This window comes from Bradyrhizobium sp. Cp5.3, from assembly GCF_000426265.1.
GTDB classification, from domain to species: Bacteria; Pseudomonadota; Alphaproteobacteria; order Rhizobiales; family Xanthobacteraceae; genus Bradyrhizobium; species Bradyrhizobium neotropicale.
Genome location: NZ_AUFA01000104.1, coordinates 1 through 5,860 on the forward strand (window position 1 = coordinate 1; position 5,860 = coordinate 5,860).

At 61.4% G+C, this 5,860-nt stretch carries 5 protein-coding genes and 1 pseudogene; 3 read left to right on the top strand and 3 right to left on the bottom strand.

The annotated features are described in order from the left end of the window. Nucleotides 1-78: 78 nt before the first annotated feature. The gene (locus K289_RS0140275; RefSeq protein ID WP_245284145.1) at nt 79-2,406 is read left to right on the top strand and encodes a DEAD/DEAH box helicase family protein; all 2,328 of its coding nucleotides are present in this window, start codon (nt 79-81) and stop codon (nt 2,404-2,406) included. Between the two features lie 36 nt (nt 2,407-2,442). On the opposite strand, the gene K289_RS0140280 is transcribed toward K289_RS0140275, so the two are convergent. The 3 genes and pseudogenes from K289_RS0140280 to K289_RS47200 all read right to left on the bottom strand — a co-directional run. Next, nucleotides 2,443-2,742: a DUF736 domain-containing protein gene (locus K289_RS0140280; RefSeq protein WP_027556483.1), complete on the bottom strand. Its 300-nt coding sequence runs from the start codon at nt 2,740-2,742 to the stop codon at nt 2,443-2,445. Between the two features lie 382 nt (nt 2,743-3,124). After that, nucleotides 3,125-3,886: an IS21-like element helper ATPase IstB gene (gene istB, locus K289_RS0140285; protein ID WP_027556484.1), complete on the bottom strand. Its 762-nt coding sequence runs from the start codon at nt 3,884-3,886 to the stop codon at nt 3,125-3,127. Nucleotides 3,887-3,910: 24 nt separating this feature from the next. Then, nucleotides 3,911-4,690: pseudogene (locus K289_RS47200) on the bottom strand (IS21 family transposase); the annotation flags it as partial. Between the two features lie 47 nt (nt 4,691-4,737). Here K289_RS47200 and K289_RS0140295 point away from each other — a divergent pair. Both K289_RS0140295 and K289_RS0140300 read left to right on the top strand, forming a co-directional pair. Then, nucleotides 4,738-5,004 (top strand): DUF5372 family protein, encoded by a 267-nt coding sequence (locus K289_RS0140295; RefSeq protein ID WP_027556379.1) that lies wholly within the window; start codon nt 4,738-4,740, stop codon nt 5,002-5,004. A gap of 164 nt (nt 5,005-5,168) precedes the next feature. Continuing rightward, the gene (locus tag K289_RS0140300; RefSeq protein ID WP_027556380.1) at nt 5,169-5,642 is read left to right on the top strand and encodes a helix-turn-helix domain-containing protein; all 474 of its coding nucleotides are present in this window, start codon (nt 5,169-5,171) and stop codon (nt 5,640-5,642) included. The last annotated feature ends 218 nt before the right edge of the window (nt 5,643-5,860 follow it).

Here is a 5,860-nt window from a genome sequence, read left to right on the forward strand (position 1 = left end):
GATCAACCCCGTTGCCCACGTCACGAGGGCCGCGTAACATTCATTCCGGCAACGTCGGCCCGACCTAGTTCAACAGCGATCGGGACATCCCCTAATCGTGCTGCCGAACGGCCATTCTTTGCCGATGCCCCTGTCAGCAACAACTCACCCTCGACCGAGAAGATCGAGCTGTTCCGCCGGTTGTTTGCTGGACGTCCTGATGTCTTTCCAGTTCGCTGGGAAAACAGAAAGGCTGGACGTTCAGGATATTCGCCAGCCTGCTCCAACGAGTGGGCGAAGGGGATTTGCGGCAAGCCGAAGGTGAAATGTGGGGAGTGCCCGCATCAGGCATTCGTCCCACCCTCCGAGGACATCATCGAAAAGCATCTGCGCGGTGGCGATGCCCGCTCCGGTGACTTTGTCGCCGGGGTTTATCCATTGCTGCAGGACGAGACGTGCTGGTTCCTTGCCGCGGACTTCGACAAGGAAAGTTGGGCGGATGATGCCAGGGCATTGTTGGACACCTGTCATGCGAAAGGAATTGCCGCTGCCCTGGAACGGTCGAGATCGGGAAACGGCGGCCATGTCTGGATATTTTTCTCCGAGCCCGTTCCGGCAAGGAGTGCCAGGCAGATGGGTTCTGCCCTGATCACGGAGACGATGGAGAGGCGCCCCGAGATCGGCTTCACATCCTATGATCCCTTCTTTCCCAATCAGGATACGATGCCCCTTGGGGGCTTTGGCAATCTGATTGCGCTGCCGCTGCAGAGAAAGGCTCGCGAGATCGGCAACAGCGTTTTTGTTGACAAGGATCTGCGACCCTACGACGACCAATGGGCTTATCTGTCGTCCCTGCCTCCGTTGTCGGCAGACATGGTCTTCAGGATCGCGGATGCGGCGGAGCGGTCAGGCCGAGTTTTGGGCGTTCGCATGCCGGTCGACGATGAGCATGCCGATGAACCGTGGAAGATGTCGCCGTCACGCCGTAGTGCGCCACAGCGTATCGAGGCTGTAATACCGCGAAACATCAGGATCGTGGTCGCCGATCAGGTTTACATCGACCGGACAGAACTTCCGCCGGCGCTGATTACGCGGTTTGCCCGTCTGGCAGCTTTCCAGAACCCGGAATTCTACCGTGCGCAGGCCATGCGATTGCCGACATTCGGCAAGCCTCGGATTGTCTCATGCGCCGAGCTTTATGCACAGCATATCGCTTTGCCCCGAGGCTGCCTCGAAGAGGCGATCGATCTCATCGAAAGCCATGGCGCTGTTGCCAATTTGGAAGATCAACGTGAAATCGGCATAGCACTCCCTTTGGGCGTTTGCTTTCAGGGCGAATTGCGACGGCCGCAGTTAAAGGCTTTCGATGCTCTCATCGCCCATGAAAACGGCGTGCTTGCTGCGACAACGGCCTTTGGCAAGACGGTTGTCGCAGCCGCGCTGATCGCACATCGGGCTCGCAACACGCTGATTCTCGTTCACCGCCGCGAATTGCTTACTCAATGGGTGGAGCGCCTGAGTTCCTTTTTGAAGATAGACCCAAAGCAGATCGGCGTTATCGGGGGAGGGAAAAAGAAGCCGACGGGCGTCATCGATGTGGCGCTGATCCAAAGCCTGGTGCGCAATGGAGAGGTCGCTGATATCGTCGCCGATTACGGCCATCTTATTGTCGACGAATGCCATCACCTGTCCGCAACAAGCTTTGAGCTTGTCGTTCGGCGGTCAAAAGCGCGATACGTTGTCGGTTTGTCTGCGACTGTCGCCCGAAAGGATGGGCATCATCCCATCATCTTCATGCAATGCGGCCCCGTTCGCCATCGGGTGGATGCAAGGGTCCAAGCTACCGAGCGTGGCATTCGTCATCGTGCCCGCGACCGTTCGACGAAATTTGAATTGCCCGTTTCCCTGGCCTCGGCCGAACGACCATCGATGCCGGCGATCTATGCGGCCCTGGCACAGGACAGTGGCCGAAATGATCTGATCTTCGATGATGTGCTGAAATCGCTGGAGGCCAAGCGTTCGCCCATCGTCCTGACGGAGCGAAAGGATCACCTCGATTATCTTCAGCAGAGGTTCTTGCCGTTCGTGAAAAATCTCGTGGTGCTGCGCGGCGGCATGTCGACGAAGGATCGCAAGCAGGCCGCTACGGCATTGAATGCCGCTGACGATGATGAGCGCCTGATCCTTGCGACAGGTCGCTACATCGGTGAAGGCTTCGATGACGCCAGGCTCGATACGTTGTTCCTGACGATGCCGATTGCCTGGAAAGGAACCCTGGCGCAGTATGTCGGTCGTCTCCATCGCCTCCATGATGGTAAGAGAGATGTGTTGGTCGTCGACTATGTCGATAGTGCAGTCCCCGTTCTGGCCCGGATGGCTGCGAAGCGACGCACGGGTTATCGCGCGCTGGGCTACGTGATTGAGTAGTGGCGCCCCGCTGTGAGCGGAGCGCCGTTGGTGCGGTCAACGCGACCAGATGAGCTTGTGCTCGCCGTTGTCGCCCTGAACGAGGGAGGCATAGACCGGCGCGTTGAAGGACGGATCGTCGAGCTTGAGCGAGAGATACTCGGCGCCCGTCTCGCGCGCGGTCCTGCTCCAGCCGGCACCGAACTCGACACCGTTGGCGGTGACGCGGTAGTCGGGCGCCTTGTCGCTGTCGCGGTTGCAGGGCTTGATGGTGGCCTTGACGTTGAGGGTGAGGGTCTTGATCGTCCCGGCGTAAGCGCCGTTCTCGTCGCGGGTGAAGGTGCCGATCTGAGCCATTGTCGTATCTCCTGAGTTGTCCGAAGCCGCCCGATGCGGCCTCGGTGGCGGTCGAGAGGCGACGGACCGGACGTCTGCATCCGACGGACCGCAGCGTCAGCGGAGGACGGCGGCAGCCGAGCTTGTTGCTGCGCGAGGAATGCGGCGCAGCCGCAGGGGAAGAAGGTCGGCGGAGCCGTTGCAGGCCAAGGCCGGGCCGGCGTCAGACCCGCCGAGAAGAGAGGCCGTATCGGAGCTTCGCCGGCATCGTCAGGAGAACGATGCGGATTCCGGGGATTGCGACCAGGGATTCCGATTGAACGCGACCATGCGGTCCGATCGAATGCGGCCACCTGTTCCGACGAAGGCGGCCGGGGTGTCGTTGCCGGCATGAGGAGTTGGGTCAGCTTTTCTTGGCGGCGTCAAGATTGGCACGTTGGGCAGTTATTTTTCGCATGCTGTCTCCTTTGAGGATGAGGCGGTGCGCGTTGTGGACGAGGCGATCGAGGACCGCATCGGCGATGGTCGGGTCGGCTATGACCTCGTGCCAATGCTCGATCGGCACCTGGCTGGTGATGATGGTCGATCCACGCTGGTGGCGATCGTCGACGACTTCGAGGAGATCGCGGCGCTGCTCGCCGGTAAGCGGGGCGAGGCCCCAATCATCCAGGATGAGCAAATCGACCCTCGATAGCGTCTTCAGCAGCCGAGCGTAGCGTCCGTCGCCGCGGGCAAGGGCCAGAGCTTCGAACAGCCTTGGCAGCCGATGGTAGAGTACGGAACGATTGTCGCGGCATGCCTTGTGGCCGAGCGCGCAGGCGATCCAGCTCTTGCCGACGCCGGTCGGCCCGGTAAGGAGCAAGTTTTGTTTGCGGCTGATCCAATCCCCATCGACGAGCTTGGCAAGGAAGGCGCGATCGATGCCGCGCGGAGCGCGCAGATCGATATCTTCGACGATTGCGGTCTGCCGCAGCGCGGCGAACTTCAGGCGCACCAGGAGCCTTTTGTTCTCCCGCTCGGTCGCTTCGCGATCGATCATCAGGCCGAGCCGCTGCTCGAAGGTGAGCGCGGTGACCTCGGGTTGGCGTTGCTGATCGTCGAAGGCCTTGGCCATGCCGGCGAGCCCGAGAGCGACGAGGCGTTCGTGGGTGTGGTTGATGAGCATAAGTCCTTTTCTCCTTCTTGCAGGTCAGTGGTAGTAGCCGCGGCCACGGATGTTGCCGTGCTGGATCGGATCGGCATCGGGCGTGGTGTCGGGAAGGAATGCCTTGTCGAGGCCGGTCTTGAGGATCGAGGCGATCGACCGATAGCTGGCTGCGCCAATGCTGATCCCGCGGCGGCATGCGGCTTCGAGACGTTGCGTCCCATAGGTCTTTTCCAACCGCAGGATGCCGAGACAGGATCGGAAGCCCTGCTCGGGATGGGGCTTTGTCCGCATGATCGCCTCGCACAGCGCGATCGTGGACGGACCGACTTTCTCGGCGGCGGCCAGCAGGCGCGCCGGCGTCCAGAAGGCGTAGCGGCGATGCGCGCTCGGCATGTGCTCGGGGATCGTGGTGTGGCGGCGCTTCACGCCCGAGCGTGCGTGGCTGGCGATGCGGGTGCCGCGATGGAACACCTCGATGGTAGCTTCGGTGGCCCGCACCTCGACGACCTGGCGGATCATGCGGGATGGCACCGAGTAGAAGTGCCCCTGAACTTCGACATGGTAATCCGGCGCCACACGGGCACGACGCCATTCGGCGTACTGATAGGGCTCGGCCGGCAGCGGCATCAGGGCCGCACGATCGATGGTGTCGAAGAACTCGCGGCGGCTGGCACCGAGCTTGCGCATCAGGCGGGCGTTGAGTTCGTCGACCAGGATGCGGATCGCAACGTTCAACTCTGCGAGCGAGAAGAAGCGCCGGTTGCGCAGCCGCGCCAAAATCCATCGCTGGACGATAAGAACCGCCGCCTCCACCTTAGCCTTGGCAAAAGTTGTCGACTGCAGGTCATGCGGGTACGACCCCGCAAAAGGTGCGGATCACGCATCCCTTCCATCCGCTTTGCGGTCGCAAGTTCGAGCTGATCTGTCGGCGCCGTCATTGGGGCGAAGACCGGGTGGTCTATGAGGGTCAGAACGGTCGACTTTGTACGATCGCGAGCGCATGGACCGATATCGATCCACCCGATGAGTTCCGGCTGATCGCTGCGGGTAGAGCAGCCTTTTGCGCGGTTGACCTGTTGGCGCTTTGTGACGCGCTGGACCGGCTCGCGGAGAGCATGGGCGCCAGCGATGCGTAAATCTAAATACGCCGCATATGTAAAGATAATAACGCCATACCGTCGGCGCGGTGCGGCGTATTACTACGCTGATAGCGGCGATAAATCTTTATATGGCGTCGGCATCTCCATTGACACTCAACATATAGAGGCGTATTTATATTTACGTAAGATTGAGGCCGAGCATGGCCAGGGCGAAGAAGCGGGATCCGAAGAGCGAGGCGCTGGCGCAAGACGGCGTCCTCAATCCAAATCCGGAAGCCGTCCGCGACCCCTCGTTCGTCAGCAACCCATTCTTCGATGCGAAGGACCTGGTGCAGGTGCGCTACGAGATGGTGCGACGTCACCAGGTCGACGGCGTTGCGATCAGCGAGGCCGCCGAGGCATTCGGCGTGACGCGTCCGACCTTCTACAAGGCGCAGAGCGCCCTGCAGACCGCCGGGCTTGCCGGCCTGTTGCCGAACCGGCGAGGCCCCAAAGGCGGCCACAAGGTCTCCGCCGAGGTCGTTGCGTTCGTCGCCGCTCTCAAAGCTGCAAGACCCGAACTGACGACGTCGCACTGCCTAGATGCGATCTCGGCGCGGTTCGGCGTCAAGGTGCACCGACGCAGCCTGGAGCGGGCGCTGGCGCGCAAAAAAAAACGACTCAACTCAGCTTGATCGTCGCGCCTGCGGACGCAGCGGACAGCTACGAGAAGCTACGCGCAGCCGCATTGCGTGCCGAGTTCACGGCCTGCCCTGGTCTCACCATTCTTCGTCGACGGGGATTGGCAGCGTGGATCCGAGCACGCGGACAGGAGGTCGATACCGAGGCGGCCTGCTACGACCATCGGCTCACGCACTCGGCCCCAGACAATCCGTCGCCCGCAACAAGCGAC

What these genes read in the sequence shown, in the direction of transcription:
- K289_RS0140300 (WP_027556380.1), top strand. Translation starts at nt 5,169, where the DNA reads ATGGCCAGGGCGAAGAAGCGGGATCCGAAGAGCGAGGCGCTGGCGCAA.
- istB (WP_027556484.1), bottom strand. Translation starts at nt 3,886, where the DNA reads ATGCTCATCAACCACACCCACGAACGCCTCGTCGCTCTCGGGCTCGCC.
- K289_RS0140280 (WP_027556483.1), bottom strand. Translation starts at nt 2,742, where the DNA reads ATGGCTCAGATCGGCACCTTCACCCGCGACGAGAACGGCGCTTACGCC.